General features: G+C 74.3%; 10 protein-coding genes. 7 read left to right on the top strand and 3 right to left on the bottom strand.

What is annotated here, in order from left to right; genetic code table 11:
• Window positions 1-1,451: 1,451 nt before the first annotated feature.
• The 4 genes from BSL84_RS26855 to BSL84_RS26840 are packed head-to-tail and all read left to right on the top strand — an operon-like array spanning window position 1,452 to window position 11,618.
• Window positions 1,452-3,209, top strand: coding sequence for a fatty acyl-AMP ligase (locus tag BSL84_RS26855; protein WP_075971311.1), 1,758 nt, complete (start codon window positions 1,452-1,454; stop codon window positions 3,207-3,209).
• Window positions 3,210-3,256: 47 nt separating this feature from the next.
• A complete protein-coding gene (locus BSL84_RS26850; RefSeq protein WP_159393560.1) occupies window positions 3,257-9,592 on the top strand; it encodes a type I polyketide synthase in 6,336 nt (2,111 codons plus the stop codon).
• 1 nt (window position 9,593) lies between these two features.
• On the top strand, window positions 9,594-10,757 hold the full coding sequence (locus BSL84_RS26845; protein ID WP_075971309.1) for an acyl-CoA dehydrogenase family protein: 1,164 nt from the start codon (window positions 9,594-9,596) through the stop codon (window positions 10,755-10,757).
• A complete protein-coding gene (locus BSL84_RS26840; RefSeq protein WP_051873275.1) occupies window positions 10,758-11,618 on the top strand; it encodes an alpha/beta fold hydrolase in 861 nt (286 codons plus the stop codon).
• A gap of 16 nt (window positions 11,619-11,634) precedes the next feature.
• Here the strand turns inward: BSL84_RS26840 and BSL84_RS26835 are convergent, their stop codons facing one another.
• The 3 genes from BSL84_RS26835 to BSL84_RS26825 form a co-directional block, all read right to left on the bottom strand.
• Window positions 11,635-12,651 (bottom strand): TolB-like translocation protein, encoded by a 1,017-nt coding sequence (locus BSL84_RS26835; RefSeq protein WP_075971308.1) that lies wholly within the window; start codon window positions 12,649-12,651, stop codon window positions 11,635-11,637.
• An 8-nt stretch (window positions 12,652-12,659) separates the two neighbouring features.
• Window positions 12,660-14,018, bottom strand: coding sequence for an MFS transporter (locus BSL84_RS26830; RefSeq protein WP_075971307.1), 1,359 nt, complete (start codon window positions 14,016-14,018; stop codon window positions 12,660-12,662).
• A gap of 113 nt (window positions 14,019-14,131) precedes the next feature.
• Window positions 14,132-15,004: a glycosyltransferase gene (locus tag BSL84_RS26825; RefSeq protein WP_075971306.1), complete on the bottom strand. Its 873-nt coding sequence runs from the start codon at window positions 15,002-15,004 to the stop codon at window positions 14,132-14,134.
• A 370-nt stretch (window positions 15,005-15,374) separates the two neighbouring features.
• Between BSL84_RS26825 and BSL84_RS26820 the strand changes: the two genes are divergently transcribed.
• From BSL84_RS26820 to BSL84_RS26810, 3 genes are all read left to right on the top strand, one after another.
• A complete protein-coding gene (locus tag BSL84_RS26820) occupies window positions 15,375-16,499 on the top strand; it encodes a Gfo/Idh/MocA family protein (protein ID WP_234308490.1) in 1,125 nt (374 codons plus the stop codon).
• Between the two features lie 76 nt (window positions 16,500-16,575).
• Complete coding sequence (locus BSL84_RS26815) at window positions 16,576-17,571, top strand: NAD-dependent epimerase/dehydratase family protein (RefSeq protein ID WP_107484848.1); 996 nt, start codon at window positions 16,576-16,578, stop codon at window positions 17,569-17,571.
• Entirely contained in the window at window positions 17,568-18,734 is a 1,167-nt protein-coding gene (locus BSL84_RS26810; protein ID WP_234363523.1) for a DegT/DnrJ/EryC1/StrS family aminotransferase, read from the top strand. The genes BSL84_RS26815 and BSL84_RS26810 overlap by 4 nt, the downstream gene beginning before the upstream one ends.
• Window positions 18,735-18,736 lie beyond the last annotated feature (2 nt).

The following is an 18,736-nucleotide window of genomic DNA, read 5'->3' as shown; positions in this document are numbered from 1 at the left end:
TCGGCGCAACCCTTCCGCTCCCGCGGCGGGTGGCGGTTCGGGCGCCGGCCCGGGCCGGTGTGCTGGGGCTCTGCCCCAGGCCCCGCGCGCTTTCGCTCCCGCGCGGGGGTGGCGGTTTCGGGGTGGCCCCCGGGCCGGTGGTGCTGGGGCTCTGCCCTTCCGCTCCCGCGGGGGGGCGGTTTCGGGGTGGCCCCCGGGCCGGTGGTGCTGGGGCTCTGCCCTTCCGCTCCCGCGGGGGTGGCGGTTTCGGGGTGGCCCCCGGGCCGGTGGTGCTGGGGCTCTGCCCCAGGCCCCGCGCCTCAAGCGCCGGCGGGGCTGGAGTGGTGCGGGCGGTCGCGGGGCCGGGCAGGGGTGTCTCCTCGGCTCGGCGAGCGCAAGCGATCACCACGGTGCTCGGTGGTGACGCCTCGTCCTGCGGGGACACCCCTGCCCGTCCCCGCTCCAACCGCGACGAGGGGGTGTCCCCAAAGCCCCCTCGGCTGCTGCCGGGTACGGGCGAATGCACTGCCGTGGGGTGGGGACACGGCGGAGTGTCCCCGCAGGACGAGCGCGCACCACCGACCCACCTCCGCAATCCTGGGCACCGCGCGAGCCGAGGAGACATTCCGGCGGGGCACCACCCCACACCACCCAAGCCCCGCCGGCGATTGAGGCGCGGGGCCTGGGGCAGAGCCCCAGCACCACCGACCCGCTACTCCAGCCCCGCCGGCGATTGAGGCGCGGGGTCTGGGGCAGCGCCCCAGCACCACCGGCCCGCACACTCCACCCCCGCGGGAGCGGAACGGCGCGGGGCCTGGGGCAGCGCCCCAGCACCACCGACCCGCACACTCCAGCCCCGCGGGAGCGGAACGGCGCGGGGCCTGGGGCAGCGCCCCAGCACCACCGGCCCGCACACTCCACCCCCGCGGGAGCGGAACGGCGCGGGGTCTGGGGCGGAGCCCCAGCAGCCACCCGGCGGGCAGCCGGATCTCGGCCGCCATACCCCGGACCGCACCGCCGAGAAGGTATTGCGCCAGATTGGCAGGATGACTTCAGGCCGAGCGATCATTTTCGCTCAGGAAGTTTCAAACACGGTCATCCGACCCCCACCCCATCCGCCCCGCTCGCGGCACCGCCGCACCCGCGGCCGACCCGGCGAGGATGGCCGAAACCCTTCGCAACAGTCGTAGTCGCAGCCAACTTCCAGCCATTCAAAGCGAGTTGACCGCGCAGCAAAGGCCAACCTAAGGTTTGGACCAGTACTGGCCGGTACTCCTGTTCCCGCTCCACTCCGCCAATCGCAGGGGAATGAATCAAGGCCGATGCCTGCGGGCCGACTGCCCCGGCGAGTTCCGCGCATTCCGGAGCTCCGGCGCCCCCGCAGAGGGGAATCGCGCGCGGCGGTCCTCCCGGCGCCGCTGCCGGCCCGCACCCGGTGCGAACACCCGATCCGGCACTGAATGAGGCTGAGAATGCTTGACGCTGCCATCGACCAGATCCACCACGAGACGGTGGTCGACGCGCTGCGCGCGCATGCCGCGCGCATACCGGACCACCCGCTGTTCACCTTCCTCCCCGACGGCGAGGAGGCCGAGCCCTCGCTCACCTTCGCGGCGCTCGACGCCAAGGCGCGGGCCGTCGCCGCGAGTCTGCACACCGCGCACGTGGAGCCCGGCTCCCGTGCGCTGCTGCTGTTCCAGCCCGGCCAGGACTTCGTCGTGGCGTTCTTCGGCTGCCTGTACGCGGGGGTCGTCGCCGTGCCCGCGTACCTGCCGCACCCCGCGCAGCGTGCCCGCGGGCTGCTGCGACTGGCCGGCATCGCCGAGGACGCGCAGCCCGCGGCCGTGCTGACCACCGCAGGGATCCAGGCGGCCATCGAGACGACGGCGCGCACGATCCCCGAGGTGCAGGAGACGGCGTGGCTGGCGGTCGACACGATCGCGGACGGGGCGGGGGCGGGCTGGTCCGCGCCGTCGCCGGAGCCGAAGTCCGTCGCCTTCCTCCAGTACACCTCCGGCTCGACCGGCCGGCCGAAGGGGGTGATGGTCACCCACGGCAACCTCACCCACAACACCGATCTCATCCGCACCTCTCTCGGAATGGACGAGTCCACGGTCGTCGTGGGGTGGCTGCCGCCCTATCACGACATGGGACTGATCTCGATGATCATCGTTCCGGCGATGATGGGGATCCATTCCGTCTCCATGCCGACCGTGGCGTTCCTGCAGAGTCCGGTGCGCTGGCTGCGGGCGATGTCGACGTACCGGGGAACGCTCTCCGCGGCCCCCAACTTCGCGTTCGACCTGTGCACGCGCAAGGTGACGGAGGAGGAGCGCGCGACCCTGGACCTGTCGTCCTGGGCGGTCGCGACGAACGGCGCCGAGCCCGTTCGGGCCGAGTCGATGAAGCGGTTCGCCGAGGCGTTCGCCTCCACCGGGTTCCGTCCGGAAACCATCGTCCCGGTCTACGGGCTCGCCGAGAGCACGCTGCTGGTGAGCGGGGCCCCGGTCGAACGGCCCTGGGTGTTCCGGTCCTTCGACGACGGCGAACTCGAACGCGGGACCGCGGTGGTCGTGCCCGACGACAGCCCTGGCGCGCGCGTCCTGGTGAGCTGCGGCGTCAGCCGCACCCTGGACGTGGCCGTCGTCGACCCGCAGGCGCGCACGCGGCGCCGGCCCGGGCAGGTCGGGGAGATCTGGGTCGCGGGCGACAGCGTCGCGGTCGGGTACTGGCAGCGGCCCGACCTCACCCGCGAGTCCTTCGAGGCAACCCTCGCCGGCGAGGAGGACCGGGGCCCGTACATGCGCACGGGCGACCTCGGCTTCCAGACGGAGGACGGCCTGTTCGTCTGCGGGCGCATCAAGGACGTCATCATCGTGGGCGGGCGCAACCACTACCCCCACGACATCGAGCGCACCGCCGAGAGCGCGCACCCCGCGATCCGCCCCGGCTGCGTCGCCGCCTTCGGTGTGGACGCGGACGGCGCGGAGCAGGTGGTGGTCGCGGCCGAGCTGCGCCGCGAGGCCGGCGACGGCTCGGACCGGGAGGCCCAGGAGGGTGTCGTGAACGCCGTGCTGCGCGCGGTGTCGCAGGAGCACCGGCTGACCGTCCGCGAGGTCGTCCTCCTGCCCGCCGGGACGCTCCCCAAGACGTCGAGCGGAAAGCTCCAGCGCCGCGAGACCCGGAAGGAGTACCTGGCCGGCCGATCGCCGTGGACCGCGCAGCACTGACCCGCAATACCTCGGAACAGCGGAACAGCACCACACAGGGGGAGCACATGAAGGACACCGAGCTGGAAACCTGGCTGCGCCGGCGCGTCGCCGAGCTGGCCCGCATGAGTTCGGCAGACGAGATATCGGTCCACGAGCCGCTGGCCGCCTACGGCCTGTCCTCGATCGACGCCGTGGCCCTGGCCGGTGAACTCGGCGCCCTGCTGGGCCGGAAGGTCTCGCCGACGGTCGCGTACGAGTTTCCCACCCTCAAGGAGATCCTGGACCACCTCCAGGGCAGGCCGGCCGCCCGGGGCGGCCCCGCCGCACCGCGCCGCGCCGCCACCGCCGCGGCCCACGACGAGCCGATCGCGATCATCGGCATGGGGTGCCGCTTCCCCGGGGCCGACGGCCCCGAGGCCTTCTGGACGCTGCTCGAACAGGGCGTGGACGCCGTCGGCCGGGTGCCCGACGACAGGTTCGCCCGCTGGGGCCGCGGCGACGGCGGCACCGACCGCGCCGGCGTCGGAGGCTTCCTCGGCGGTGTCGGCGGACTGGACCTCGACTTCTTCGGCATCAGCGAGCACGAGGCCTCCAAGATCGACCCGCAGCAGCGGCTCATGCTGGAAGTCGCCTGGGAGGCCGTCGAGGACGCGGGCATCGACCCGTACGGCCTGGCCGGCTCGGCCACCGGCGTCTTCGTGGGCATCTCCAGCTCCGACTACCGCGACGTCCTGGCGAACTCGCCCTCGGCGGACGCCTACTCGCTGCTCGGCGGGGCCTCCAGCGTGGCCGCCAACCGGCTCTCCTACGTACTGGACCTGCGCGGCCCGAGCCTGTCCGTCGACACGGCCTGTTCCTCGTCCCTCGTCGCCGTCCATCTCGCGTGCGAGGCGATCCGGCGCGGCGAGTGCGGTCTCGCCGTCGTCGGCGGGGTCAACGTCATCCTCACTCCGGCGATCACCGAGGCGTTCGACAACTCGGGTGTCATGGCACCCGACGGCCGCTGCAAGGCCTTCTCGGCGCGGGCCGACGGCTACGTGCGCAGCGAGGGTGCCGGTGCGGTCGTCCTCAAGCCGCTGAGCGAGGCGCTGCGCGACGGGGACCGCGTCTCGGCGGTGATCCGCGGGTCCGCGGTGACCTCGGACGGGCGGACCAACGGCCTGCTGGCGCCCAGCCGGCGGGCGCAGGAGGACGTGGTGCGCCTGGCGCTCGCGGGCGCGGGCGCCCGGCCGTCGGAGGTCGGCTACGTCGAGGCCCACGGAACGGGCACGGCGATCGGCGACCAGATCGAGGCCGCCGCGCTGGGCACCGTGCTGAACGAGGGCCGCGCGGGGGACCGCCCGTGCGCGATCGGCTCGGTGAAGACCAACCTCGGGCACCTGGAGGCGGCCGCGGGCATCGCGGGCCTGATCAAACTGGCGCTCTCCTTCGAGCACGGCGCCCTCCCGCCGTCCCTGCACTGCGCCGAGCCGAACCCGGACATCGACTTCGACGGGCTCGGACTGCGCGTGCAGACCTCGCTGCGCCGCTGGGAGTCCCCCGAAGAGGTCGGCCTGGCCGGCGTGAGCTCCTTCGGTTTCGGCGGCACGAACGCCCACGCGGTGCTCGCCCCCGCCCCCGCCGCCGGCCCGGAGCCGGCCGCCGGGGACGGGCGTCCCGTACGGCTCCTGGCCCTGTCGGCCGCCGGGGAGGCGGCCCTGCAGGCGCAGGCCGCCGCCCACGCGGCGTGGGCCTGCGGGGTGGACGAGCGGGAGCTGGGCCGGGACACGGCCGCGGCGACGCTGCTGCGGGGACGCGGCGGGCCCCGGGGGCGCGAGTACCACGCCGCCTTCGCCTTCACCGGCAAGGAGGAGCTGCTCCGCCGGCTGCGCGAGCCGTTCACGGCCGCGCGGGCCGTACCGGACGAGGCCGGCGTCGTCTTCGTCTTCCCCGGACAGGGCGCGCAGTGGCTCGGCATGGGCCGGGCCCTGCTGGAGTCGGAGCCGGCCTTCGACCTGGCCGTCTCGCGCTGCGAGCAGGCCTTCGCCCCGCACGTCGACTGGTCGCTGCGCGAGGTCCTGACCGGCGAGGAGTCCGCGCCGCTGCTGGAGCGCATCGACGTCGTCCAGCCGGCCCTCTTCGCGATGCAGGTAGCGCTCGCCGCGGTCTTCCGGTCCTGGGGCGTGCGGCCCGCCGGTGTCGTCGGGCACAGCATGGGCGAGGTGGCGGCGGCCCATGTCGCGGGCGCACTGCGGCTGGAGGACGCGGCGCGGATCATCTGCCGGCGCAGCGCCCTGATGATGCGTCACCGCGGTCAGGGCGCCATGGCGCTGGTCTCGCTCCCCGTGGCGGACGTGCGCAAGGCGCTGGAGCCCTTCGGGGACTGGCTCTCGCTGGCCGCCCACAACGGGCCTGGCACGACGGTGGTGTCCGGGGAGACCGCGGCGGTCGAGGAGTTCGTGACCGCCATGGACGCCGAGGGCGTCTTCTGCCGGCGGGTCAAGGTTGACGTGGCCTCGCACTGCGCGCTGCTGGAGGACCTGCGCGAGGATCTGACCGCCGAGCTGTCCGGTCTGTCGCCGCGCGCCGCGACCGCCGCCTTCTACTCCTCCCTGGCCGGGGAGCGCCTCGACACGGACGCGCTGGACGCGGGCTACTGGTGGCGCAACCTGCGCGAGCCGGTGCTGTTCGCGGACGCGGTCCGCACGGCCGGGGCCGCGGGGCACCGGGTGTTCCTGGAGATGAGCCCGCATCCGCTGCTGTCGGTGTCGGTGACCGAGTGCCTGGAGGACGACGGCCGTTCCGCGGCCGCCGTGCCGGCGATGCGGCGCTCGGACGACCGGGCACCCTACGAGGCGGTCGCCGCGCTGTTCGAGGCCGGATGCGAGGTCGACTGGGCCGCCTTCTTCGGCGGCCGGCCCCGGGCGGGCACCCGGCTGCCCGCGTACCCGTGGCAGCGGCAGGAGCACTGGGTCGAGCCCGCGGGCCCGCGCGCGGAGGGCACGCTGGTCACCGGGGCGCTGCCGGTCGTCCGGGACCACCGGGTGCGGGAACGTCCGATCGCGCCGGCCGCGTGGATGCTCGACACGGCGCTGAAGGAACTCGACCCCGAGGGGGTCGGCCGGTACGGGCTGCGCGACGTGCTGGTCACGAACCCCTTGGCGGTCGCCGGAGGAGAGGCCCGGCACGTGCGGGTCTCCCGGCGGGTCCGCGCGGGGAACGAACCCTTCCTGTCGGTGGAGAGCCGGGCGGCCGGCGAGCGCGGCTCCGCGTGGGAGGAGCACGTCTCCGCGACGTGGTCCGAGTCCCCGCCCGCCCCGGACCCGGTCGACCTGTCCGCGATCCGCCTGCGGTGCCCGCGGCGCGTCGAGCCTGACGCCCTGTACGAGCACCTGGCGGCGTCGGGGCTCTCGTACGGGGACACCATGCGGATGGTGACCGGGATGCGGCTGGGCGAGAAGGAGGCGCTGGCACGGCTCGCTCCGCCGTCACCGGGGACCGCGGGCCGGCCGCTGCCGGCGGACGTCGCGGACGGTGCCATGCAGTCCATCGCCGGGCTGTCCCTCGACGGCGGCGCCGCCGGCACGTTCGTGGGGTTCGGCTACGGACGCGTCGACGTCTTCGCGCCCTGGTCGGGTCCGGTCTTCGCCCATGTACGGCTGCGTGGTGAACTCGACGCCGACGCCGACACCTTCGACTGCGACGTGGACGTGCTCGATCCCGACGGGCGGGTCCTCGTACGGTTCACGGGCGTGTCGCTCAAGCGGATGGGCGCCCGGCACTCCCTGCGCTTCTTCGCCGTGGACGCGAGGCCGCAGCCGCGGCCCGCCGGGACCGACGCGGCAGCCGCCGCTCCTGTGGTCCTGCTCACCGACGACGCGGCCCGGTGTGCGGCTCTGGTGGAGGAGCTGGGCCGGGGCGGCGCCGGCTGCTCGGTCGCCCCGCTGCCGGGGGAGGAGGCCGCGGCGGCGTTCCTGGAGTCGCTGCCGGAACGGGCTCGCCTGCTCGTCGTGGAGCCGGAGCGGGAGGCGTTCCTCGCGTTCCTGCGGGCCGCCGCGGGCAGCGCGTCCGCCACGCGCCGCGAGCTGGCGCTGGTGACGGGCGACGTGGCGCTGCCGCCGCTGCTGCGCGCCCTGGAGCAGGAGACCGTCGGCTGGACCGGGCGGGCCGTCCGGGTCGAGGCGCAGGAGCTGGCGACGCGGGAACTCGCCCGGGACATCGCCGCGGAGCTCGCGACGGCGCCCACGGCGTTCTGTGTGCGCTACCGGCAGGGGGAGCGCACCGTCCCGTCCCTGACCCCGGTCGAGCCGGCCTCCGGCGAGGCGGACCTGCGGCCCGGCGGGGTCTACTGGATCACGGGCGGCCAGGGCGGACTCGGTTCCACGCTCGCGGTCACGCTGGCCCGCGAGGCGGGCGCACGCGTGGTGCTCACCGGGCGCCGCGCGGAGGTCGACCCGCGGCTGGAGGAGGCGGTCGACGCGGCCGGCGGGCGGCTGCTGTACCTCCAGGCGGACGTGACCGACGCGGCCGCGGTACGGCGCGCCCTGGACGAGACGCTGCGCCGCTTCGGGGCGCTGCACGGCGTGATCCACACCGCGGGCATCCTCGACGACGCGCTGGTGGAGTCGACGTCGGCCGAGCGCATGAACACGATCGTCGGGCCGAAGGAGCTGGGCGCCCGGATCCTCATCGACGCGGTGGCGTCGGAGGACCTGGACTTCATCGTGCTGTTCTCGTCCATGGCCAGCCTGTTCGTGACGCCCGGCCAGGGCGCGTACGCCGCCGGCAACGCCGCGCTCGACGCGCTGACCGGTACGGTGCGCAGCCGGCGCACGCCGGTGCGGACGGTCAACTGGGGGCCCTGGGCGGAGCTGGGGATGGTCGCCGACCCGAGGTACCAGGCGCGGCTGCTGGAGTCGGGGCTGCACCCGATGTCGCCGGAGGCGGGCGCCGCGGCGTTCCTGCGGACGCTGGGAAGCTCCCACCTGCAGCTGGCGGTCCTGGACGTGGGCGACGAGGTCGCCGACGGTTTGGTGGGCCGGTTCAACGGCGCGCACGGGCAGGCCGGGGCGGCGGCGCCGCGGCAGCGCGCGGTGCGTGCGGAGGGGGCGCAGGGTGCGGCGGGCTCGGTGGCGGAGTTCGTCCGGGCGGAGCTGGCCCGGGCGCTGCGCCGCTCCCCCGCCGAGATCGACACCTCGGCGCGCTTCGACCGCCTGGGGGTGGACTCGCTGCTGGCGGTGTCCCTCACCCGGCGGATCGGCGCCCACTTCGGGCTGGAGCTGCCGGCGACGTTCATGTTCAACCACCGGACGGTGGACGCCGTGGGGCTGCACCTGGAGGGGCTGCTGGGGCCGGCGGAGCCCGATGGCCCGGACGCTCCGGCGGAGGTGCTGCCCGCGCCGGGCGCGCAGGAGGTCACGCTGGACGGGGCGGAGCTGCACAGCACCGTCCCCGGCTACACGGTGGCCGCGGGCCCGTCCGGGCTCGACCTGCGGCTGGGGGAGGTTCCGGTGCGCACGGCCGGGCCGGGCGAGGTGGTCATCGACGTGCAGGCCGTCGGCGTCAACTTCATCGACGTCCTGGCGACCACCGGTTTCCACCCGTTCCTGTCGGCGCCGCCGTTCGTCCCCGGTCACGAGGTGGCCGGCGTCGTCCACGCGGTGGGCGACGGCGTCGAGCACGTGCGGCCCGGTGACGCGGTCATCGCGCTGACCCCGGACGGCGGTTACGCGGCCCGGGTGACCACGGCCGCGTACACGGTGGCTCCGCTGCCCGCGGGCGTGAGCCCCGTCGACGCGGTCTCCGTGCTGATCAGCGGCCTGACGGCCATCGCGTGCCTGGAACGGGAGGCGCGCGTGTTCCCGGGCGACCGGGTGCTGGTCCAGGCCGCGGCCGGCGCGACCGGTACGGCCTGTGTGCAGCTGGCGCTACACCACGGCGCCACGGTGTTCGGTACGGCGAGCACGGAGGCGAAGCTGGAGCACCTGCGGGCCCTGGGGGTCCAGTACCCGGTCAACTACGCGGAGGCGGACTTCGCCGACGCCGTGCGGGCGCTCTCCCCCGACCGGGGGCTCGACCTCGTCGTGGACTCGCTGTCCGGCGACGCGGTGGGCCGCGGCCTGGGGCTGCTGCGGGCCGGGGGCCGGTTCATCGAGATCGGGGCGGCGGGGGTGCTCGACCTGGCCGTGGACGGCCGGGAGCTGTTCATGAGCAGCCGCTCCTTCTGCACCGTCAACGTCGGTGCGCTGGCGCGTGATCCGTCGCGGCTGCGGCCGTTGATGGACCGCCTCGTCGAGCTGATCGAGGCGGGTGTGCTCCGTCCCTCGGTGGGCGGTGTCTTCGCCTTCGAGGACGTCCCGGAGGCGATCACGCAGCTCCGCAACCGGGTCAACATCGGCAAGTTCGTCATCACCGTTTCTTAGGATGGTCGTGGAAGAATCTCGCAGTCGATCAGAGTGGAAGCAGAAGTTCCGCACTTTCGCGGATGAGGTGATGGCCCCGCACGTACGCCGCTACGACGAGGAGCGCGCCTTCCCCGTCGCGATCCACGAGCGGGCCGCCGCCGAGGGCATCCTCAACGCGGCCTTCCCCGAGGAGCTCGGCGGCGCCGGGCTGTCCTACACGGAGTTCGGGCAGGTCATCGGTGAACTGTCGGCGGTCTGCCCGGGGATGACGTGGACGCTGGTGTTCAACCGCGGCGCACTGCACCCCGTGGTCGCCGCCGGCACCCCCGAGCAGAAGGAGCTGTTCGTCACCCGGCTCCTGAAGGACAACGGCTACGCGGCGCTCGGGCTCACCGAGCCCAAGAACGGCTCGAACCTGCTGGCGGCCACCACCCGCGCCGTGCGCACGGATTCGGGCTGGCTGCTCAACGGCGGCAAGTGCATGTCCGGGAACGGGACCGTCGCCGACGTGTTCGTCGTCCTGGCCAACACGGTGATGGACAACCGCAAACGCGGCCTGTCGTTCTTCGCCGTACCGCGCGACGCGCCGGGCGTGACCGTGAGCGAGGACATCGAGAAGGCGGCCTTCCGCTGCCTGCCCACGCCCTCGGTCACCTTCCGGGACGTCGCCCTGGAGCCGATCAGCCTGATCGGACGGCCCGGCGACGGGGAGATGCTGCTGAACGAACTCCTCGCGACCATCCGCATCGGCGGTGCCGCCTGCGGCACGGGCATCGTCGCCGCCATGCTGAAGGACGCGCTCACCTGGGTCGGCGAGCGCCGCGTCTACCCCGACGACCGCATGGACACCCTCAGCCACGTCCAGTTGACGCTGGGCCGGCTGTACGTCGAGCTGTGCGCCTCCCGCAAGCTGCTGGACGAGGCGACGGCGCTGGCCGATCAGGGGCTGCCCTTCGGCAAGGAGAGCTCCATGGCGAAGTACCACGCCACCGAACTCGCCGTACGCGCCTCGAACGAGATCCTCCAGTTGTACGGGTGGCGCGGCATCGCCGCCGACCACGGCGTGGAGAAGCGCTGGCGGGACGCACGCGCCCTGACCATCTTCGAGGGTTCCAGCGAGATCCAGCTGTTGAACGTGTTCCGTGAAATGCGCAGGATGGCCACGAGCGAGGGAGGTCTCTGATTGCCGTCCGTCGAAGTGACCACCGAGACCGTGCGCGCCGAGGACGGCGCCACGGCACAGGTCCGGCTGCACCGCAGGCCCGGTGATCCGTCGGCACCGGTCCTGGTGTGCATGCCCGCCATGGGCACCAGGGCCGCCGCCTACACCCCGCTGGCGGACGCCCTCGCCGAAGCCGGATTCCAGGTGGCCGTCGGCGAACTGCGCGGCCAGGGCACGAGTTCCGTGCGCGTGGGGCGGGGGGTGCGCTACGGCTATCACGAGATGGTGGCGTACGACTACCCGGCGCTCTTCCGCACGGTCGAGGCGGCCTTCCCGGCGGCTCCGCGCCACCTCCTGGGGCACAGCCTCGGGGGGCAGCTCGGCGCCCTCTACCTCAGCCAGGAGCCGCACATGGCCTCCGGCGCGGTCCTGGTCGGCGCACCCTCCTGCCACTACCGCGGCTGGCCCTTCCCGCAGAGCCTGGGGATGCTCGCCGCCTTCCAGTGCGCGGCCGCGTTCGCCTCGGTGTACGGGTACTTCCCCGGCCGCCGTATCGGGGTCCTGGGCAACGACTCCGCGCAGGTCCTGCGGGACATGGCCACCCAGGTCAGGACGGGCCGCTACCAGGTGCCGTCCTCCGGGGTGGACTTCGAGCAGGCGCTGGCGAAGGTGGAGCTGCCGGTCCTGGCGGTCGCCGTCAAGGGCGACGCGATGGCACCGCCCGGCGGCGTGCGCGGGCTCGCCGACAAGCTGACGAGCGCCCGCGTGACGTACTGGGAGCTGGCGCTCGGCGACGGCGCCCCGGGCAGCCGGCACTACGCGTGGATCCGGGACAGCGCCGCGCTGGTCGAGCGGGTACGCAGCTTCGTGGACGAGGCCTGAGGACCTGCCCGGCCCGTCAGCCCAGACGGGCCGGGGAGGCGGCCCCCGGGATCAGCGGCTCGGGGCTGCCGGAGCCGTCGGCGGGCACGGTCCACAGGTCCGTGCGGTCGGCGGCGCCGTCGGCGGGCAGGGCGTAGGCCAGGGTCCGGTCGTCGAGCCAGGCGGCCTGGTCGTCGACGCTGCGCTTCTCCGCGAGCGCGTGGTCGCGCAGCGACCCCAGGTCCATCACGTGCTCGCGCCACAGCGCGGCCCCGGCCCGCACCCGCTTCTTGTACGCGATGCGCGTCTCGTCCGGGGACAGGGACGGGCATTCGACGTTCTTGGCGAGGGTGGTGACGGAGCGCCGCGAGACGGAACCCCTGACCAGGTGGGTCTCGCCCGCCGTGGAGAGGGTGGCGTAGAAGGTGTCGTCGTCGCGGGCGAAGGTGACGCCCCAGAAGTTCACGTCGGGGGCGCGGTGGTCCCGCCCGTCCATGGTGATGGCGTACTCCTCCAGGCTGGCGTCCAGCTTCCCGGTCCTGGTGTCCAGGATGGCGGTGCGGGTGGAGAAGAACGCGGAGCCGTAGGACTCGCCGGAGACGAACACCGTCCATGCGGCGAGGCGGCCGCTGGGCGAGACCCGGGCCCGGCTGGGTGTGCCCGCCAGGGGGAAGCTGCGTGTCTGGCGCAGCTCGGCGTCGAGGATGACCGCCCTGTTGTCCTGGGCGAGCGCGCCCGGGCTGGAGCGCAGGCAGACGCCGGTCCCGGCGGCGGCGTGGAAGCGCCGGCAGGTCAGGTCGGAGACGGTGCGGGGGCCGTCGGGCGCGTCGGCGGGGACGGAGGCGAGGGCTCCGCGGTGCGGGCCCTGCCCGCTGTCCAGGAAGGCCAGCGCGCCCTGTCCGGTTGTCAGCGTGACGGGCCCCGCGACTGTCTCGGGGCCGCCCGTACGGGGCTGGTCGGCGCGGGAGGCGGCGCGCTGCACCAGGACGGCGCCGACGCCGCCGAGCAGCAGCACCGCCACCGCGAGGACGAACAGGCGGCGAGAGCGTGTCATCGGGTTCCTCACGGGCTTCGGGCCGGGTCGGGCGGTACGGGTAGGGGCGGTGCGGGGGGAGCGAGCGGTGCGGGGGGCGCCGGCGGGGCCGGCCGCAGCACGTATCCGGCGACGGCCGCGCAGCACAGCAGGCCGGCCGCCGCGGCGGCGAGGGCCGGACCGGTGCCCCACAGGGCCCACGCGGCGCCGAAGGCCAGCGAGCAGCCGAAGCGGGCCAGCGCCTGCCCGGTGCCGACCAGGGCCAGGCCGGTGGCGCGCAGCCGCCCGGGGACGGTGGCGGCGACGGCGGCGGGCAGCACCCCGTCGGTGGCGGCGTAGAACAGGCCGTGCAGGGCGAGGACCAGGTACGGCAGCGCCGGCCAGTCGGGAGCCCACAGCAGCAGTCCGTACGCGGCGAGGAGGAGGGCGTGGCCGGTCAGGAAGACGGTGCGACGCCCGATCCGGTCGGCGAGGGCGCCGGCCGGGACGGCCAGCAGCAGGAACACGGCGGCGGTGCCCAGCGGCAGCAGCGGGAACCACCGGTCGTCGATGCCGGTCCGGCGCTGCAGCAGCAGGTAGACGAAGGCGTCGCTGACGGTGGTGAGGCCGAGCAGGACCGCGCAGAGCGCCAGGGCACGCAGCCGCGGCAGGCGCAGCAGCGCCGCGGCGTCGCGCAGCCGTACGGGGTCGGGGCGTGCGGGGGCGGGCGGCGCGGCCGGCGCGGCGGCCGGCCGGGGGCGGGGCAGGGGGGCGTGCGCGCCCGAGGGGACGAACAGCACGAGTACGACGACGCCGAGGACGGCGAGGCAGGCGCTGACTCCGAAGACGGCGTCGTAGCCGTCGACGGCCACGCCGAGGATGAGGAAGGCGGCGAGCGGGCCGAGCAGCGCCCCGGTGGTGTCCATGGCCCGGTGCACGCCGAAGGCCCGGCCCTGTAACGCGTCCGGGGTGGAGAGGGAGATCAGCGCGTCGCGCGGGGCGGTGCGCAGCCCCTTGCCGGTGCGTTCCAGCGCGAGGACGACGCTGATCGGGCCGAGGCTGTGGGCGAGCAGCAGCAGCGGTTTGCACAGGGCGGACAGGCCGTAGCCGATGCCCGCGACCAGCTTGTGGTTGCGGACCCGGTCGGCGAGGTGGCCGCCGGTGAGCTGGACCAGGGCGCTGACGCCGTTGTAGACGCCGTCGAGCGCGCCGAAGCCGAGCGGGCTCAGGCCGAGCCCCGCGATCAGGTAGAGGGGCAGGACGGCGGTGACCATCTCGGAGGAGATGTCGGTGATCATGCTGACCGTGCCCAGGGCGAGGACGGTCGAGGCGACCGCCGGCGCCCTGCCGGATCCCCCGCCCGGCGCGGTCTTCGCGCCCGCCGGCGCGGAGCGGTCCGCGAGATACATGCTCTGGAGCTCCCGTGGATACGGTCCGAGTCACTCGAACGTGCGAGTCGCACCCTAGTGCTTGTACGGGCCAACTGCGGTGCGTACGACGGGATTCGGCCGTACGACCCGGGTCACCCCCGCCGGCTGCTCTCGTCCCGCAGCCAGGTGGAGAAGTCCTGGTCCCGGATGGCCCTGCGGGCGCCCCGGCGGGCGGCGAGCGCGGCGGTCCCGAAGACCGCCACCTCGGGCACCAGCGTCGGCCGGGCGCGCAGCAGGGCGCGCAGGTCCCCCGTGCCGGTGCGGGCGGACGGCGCGGCGCCGGCCACCGCCTCCCCCGCCCCCCGCGCCGCCTGGAAGCGCTCGAACTCGGCGGAGGAGGTCGCCGCGCGGACCTTGCGGCGGATCAGGTCGGCCCAGGTGCGGGGCGGGCGTACGACGACCCGGGCCGTCTCGACCACGCGCCGCTCCCCCGGGCCGAAGGCGAGGGACGCGGCCAGGTCGTCGGCCATCAGCGGCGGCAGCGCCGCGATCCGCCGGTGGCCCTCCTCGGTTACGGCGATGACGCCCCGGCCGAACAGGCCCTCGCGGACGGCCGGGAGGAGCTGCCACACCCGGTAGTAGGCGCGGACCGGCCAGGCGCAGCCGGCCAGCGGGACGTCCCGGCCGGGGGCGGCGGCGAGCAGGTCCGGATCCTGGGCGAGCGCGCCCGTGAGGGCCCGTACGCCGGCGGCGCCGATGACGACGTCGGCGTCCACGTAGAGCCGGGGGAAGCCGAGGGCATGCTCGTCGCCGACCCGGAGTGCCGTGTGCTTGGAGGGTGTCGGGATCTCCACGACGCGCACCCGGTCGCCGTGCGCGGCCGCCACCTGCGCGGTGTCGTCGGTACAGCCGTTGCACACCACGACGATGTCGGGTCCGGACGGCGAGGTGTCGGCCAGGAGCGCGCCGAGGAGCCGGCCGATGACCCGGCCCTCGTTGTGGGCCGGTATCACGATGCTGGTCACCCGGGCAGTATGCACGGCCGAACACCCGCTCCCGGCGATTCCGCCAACTCTGCCCGGGGGTAAGCCCGGTGGACTAGATTGAGCGGCGCCGACCGGATTCGGCGCGCTTCGGCGCGGCCGGGGAAGATCCGGCACCGGCAAGGGTGGTACGGGTTCGGCTGCTTGTGGGGAACAGGCCGCCGGGCCGGGGGGCGGCATACGCGATTCACGCGGAACAACGGTTGTGGGGGGCCATCACCGTCGATCAGGGCACGCACGGGACGCGCAGGCGTCCGGCGTGCCCTCGGCGAGGCGTTCCCGTCCACCGCACGCGCCCCGGCCACGGGTTGTCGTCACGCCGGTCGGCGTGCGCGGAAGGAAGGGGAACGCTGTGAAGGACACCTCGAAGGACGGCGCGCAGGCCGCCGACCGGACCGTCGGACAGAATGCCGGGATCGCCGGCCGGGCGTCCGCGGCACCGTTAGGCATCGCGGTGGTCGGTGCGGGCTACTGGGGCCCCAACCTCGTCCGCAACTTCCAGGCCAGCCCGCAGTTCAGGCTGCGGTGGCTGTGCGACCTGGACATCGACCGGGCCCGGAAGGCGCTCGGCAGGTACTCCACGGTGCAGCCGACCGCGGACTACGCGGCGGTCCTGGCCGATCCGTCGGTCCAGGCGGTCGCCGTGGCCACCCCGGCCGGAACCCACCTGGACGTGGCGCTCGCCGCGCTGCGCGCCGGCAAGCACGTCCTCGTGGAGAAGCCGCTCGCCGCCACCTACGAGGACGGCAAACGGCTGGTGGCGGAGGCCGACAAGCGCGGCCTGACCCTGATGTGCGACCACACCTACTGCTACACCCCGGCGGTGCGCCGGATCCGCGAGATGGTCCGCTCCGGCGAGATGGGCGACATCCACTTCGTCGACTCGGTACGGATCAACCTCGGGCTCGTCCAGAAGGACGTCGACGTCCTGTGGGACCTGGCGCCCCACGACCTGTCGGTCCTCGACTTCATCCTCCCCGACCACGTGCAGCCGGTGGCCGTCGCCGCGACCGGCGCCGACCCGATCGGGGCCGGCCAGTCCTGCGTGGCCTACCTGACCCTCCAGCTGAGCACCGGCGCCATCGCGCACGTGCACGTCAACTGGCTCTCCCCCACCAAGGTGCGCACCACCATGGTCGGCGGGTCCAAGCGCACCCTGGTCTGGGACGACCTCAACCCGACGCAGCGCGTCTCGGTGTTCGACCGGGGTGTGGAGCTGAGCACACCGCAGGAGATCGGCGCCGACGAGCGCCGCGACATGCTCGTCTCGTACCGGAGCGGCGACATGGTGGCGCCCGCGATCGGCGAGAAGGAGGCCCTGCGCAGCGTGGTCGACGAGTTCGGCGACGCCATCCGGGCGGGCCGGCGGCCGCTGACCGACGGCCGGGCGGGCCTGAAGGTGCTGGACATCCTCGAAGCGGCCTCCCGGAGCCTGGAGTTCCGGGGCGCGGTCGTCGGACTGCGCACCGGGCGCTGACCCGCCCGCGGTCCCCGTCCGGACCCCTGGCATTCCGTCACACGCAGGACCACGACCGATTCGGTGGGAGCAGGCGTTGAGCAGCAGCGTACGAGGCAAGAGGATTCTGGTCACCGGCGGAGCGGGCACCATCGGCTCGCACGTGGTGGACCGGCTGGTGGACAACGGGGCACGCGAGATCGTGGTGCTCGACAACTTCGTGCGGGGGCGGACCGCCAACCTGGCCCGCGCCCTGCCGAGCGGCGTCGTCGAGGTCGTCGACGGCGACATCCGCGACGTGGCGATGGTGCGCAAGGCGACGGAGGGCGCCGACCTGGTCTTCCACCTGGCCGCCATCCGGATCACCCAGTGCGCGGAGGAGCCCCGGCTGGCGAACGAGGTGATGGTGGACGGCACCTTCAACGTGCTGGAGGCGGCGGCCGCCGCCGGGGTGGGCAAGGTGATCGCCTCGTCGTCGGCCTCGGTCTACGGGCTGGCGGAGCGGTTCCCGACCACCGAGCGGCACCATCCGTACAACAACGACACCTTCTACGGCGCGGCGAAGGCCTTCAACGAGGGGATGCTGCGCAGCTTCCACTCCATGTACGGGCTGGACTACGTCGCCCTGCGCTACTTCAACGTGTACGGGCCGCGGATGGACATCCACGGCCTCTACACCGAGGTCCTGATCCGCTGGATGGAGCGCATAGCCTCGGGCGAGCCGCCGCTGATCCTCGGCGACGGCCTGCAGACCATGGACTTCGTCGACGTGCGGGACATCGCGCGCGCCAACCTGCTGGCCGCCGAGTCGGACCTGACCGACGAGGTGTTCAACGTCGCGAGCGGGACCGAGACCAGTCTGCTGGAGCTGGCGAACGGCCTGCTGGAGGCGATGGGCGCCGACGGCCTGGTGCCGGAGCACGGCCCGGCCCGCGCCGTGAACGGCGTGACCCGCCGTCTCGCGGACACCGCGCGGGCCGCCGAGCGGCTCGGCTTCACGGCGGGGATCGACCTGCGCACCGGGCTGCGGGACCTGGTGGACTGGTGGCGGGCCGAGCGCGCCGCCGACGCGGCGGCGGAGGCGGGCCGGTGACCGCCCCGGAGACGGCCCCGGCCGCCGCGCAGGACCGGATCCCCGTGATGGTGCCCTGGCTGGGCGAGGAGGAGGCGAGCGCGGCGGCCGACGCGGTGCTGTCCGGCTGGGTCGCCCAGGGCCCCCGCGTGGCCGAGTTCGAGCGGGCGTTCGCGGAGCGGGTGGGCGCCGAGCACGGCATCGCCGTCAGCTCCTGCACCACCGCCCTCCATCTGGCCCTCGTGGCGCTGGACCTCGGACCGGGCGACGAGGTGGTCGTGCCGTCCCTGTCGTTCATCGCCACCGCCAACGCCGTCCGGCACACGGGCGCACGGCCGGTGTTCGCCGACGTCGAGGAGGCGACCGGCAACCTGACCCCGGCCACCGTGGACGCCGTGCGCACTCCCCGTACGAAGGCGGTGCTCGCCGTCCACCAGGGCGGGGTGCCCGCGGACGTGCACGCGCTGCGCGCGGCGTGCGCCGAGTGGGACCTCGCGCTGGTGGAGGACGCCGCCTGCGGCATCGGCGCGACGGTCGGCGGGAAGTCCGTCGGCCACGGCGCACTGCTGGCCGCCTGGTCCTTCCACCCCCGCAAGGTGATCACCACCGGTGAGGGCGGCATGGTGACGACGGACGACGCGCAGTGGGCGCAGCGGCTGCGCCGGCTGCGCGAGCACGGTATGAACGTGTCGGCCGCGCAGCGCCACGCGAGCGGCAGGCCGATCGTCGAGAGCTATCTGGAGGTCGGCTACAACTACCGGATGACCGACATCCAGGCCGCGGTCGGCCTGGTGCAGCTCGGCCGGCTGGACGAGATCGTGGCCCGGCGGCGGGCGCTCGCCGCCCGGTACGCGGAGCTGCTGCGCGAGGTCCCGGGGGTGCGGCCGGTCCGTGATCCCGCCCACGGGCAGGGCAACTTCCAGTCGTACTGGGTGCTGCTGGCGGGGGACTTCCCCGTGGGCCGGGACCAGCTGCTCGCGGTGCTCGCCGAGGCCGGGATCTCGGCCCGGCGCGGGATCATGGCCTCGCACCTGGAGCCGGCGTACGAGGGCCACGGCGCGGCCCCGCTGCCGGTGACGGAGCGGATCAGCCGGGACTCGCTGATCCTGCCGCTGTTCCACACCATGACCGCGGGCCAGCAGGAGCGGGTGGTGGCGGTGCTGCGGGAGCAGGCGGGCGGATGAGG

The sequence above is a fragment of the Streptomyces sp. TN58 genome (assembly GCF_001941845.1).
GTDB lineage: Bacteria > Actinomycetota > Actinomycetes > Streptomycetales > Streptomycetaceae > Streptomyces.
This window is presented reverse-complemented; position numbering and strand designations above follow the sequence as displayed.